At 72.4% G+C, this 417-nt stretch carries 1 pseudogene; it reads right to left on the bottom strand.

Annotated features, from left to right (window positions below):
* A pseudogene (locus tag G3I71_RS48650) lies at positions 1-417 on the bottom strand (nitrite reductase (NAD(P)H)); the annotation flags it as partial.

Genomic DNA, 417 nt, shown 5'->3' with positions numbered 1-417 from the left:
AGCTCGAGGCGCACGGCCATGGTCGAGGAGTCCTGCACGCCGAACCGGCACCACGTCGACCCGACGCACGTCTTCACGGCGCGCAGCGACTTGCCGTACGCCTGCCCGGACTCGAAGCCCGCGTCGACCAGGCGGCGCCAGATCTCCGGGAGCTGGTCCTGCCGCGCACCGAACATGCCGAGCCGCTGCGCGCCCGTGACGCGCGTGAACAGCCCGAAGTCGTGCGCGATCTGCGCGAACGCGAGCAGCTTCTCGGGCGTGACCTCGCCGCCGGGCATGCGCGGCACCACCGAGTACGACCCGTCCTTCTGGAGGTTCGCCATGACGTGGTCGTTGGTGTCCTGCAGCGCCGCGCGCTCGCCGTCGAGGACGTGCGCGGGGGCCGTGGTCGCAAGGATCGACGCGACCGCGGGGCGG

Source organism: Streptomyces sp. SID12501, assembly GCF_010550245.1.
Classification (GTDB): domain Bacteria; phylum Actinomycetota; class Actinomycetes; order Streptomycetales; family Streptomycetaceae; genus Streptomyces.
The sequence above is the reverse complement of the archived record's forward strand: the minus strand, read 5'-3'. Positions and strand labels throughout refer to the sequence as shown.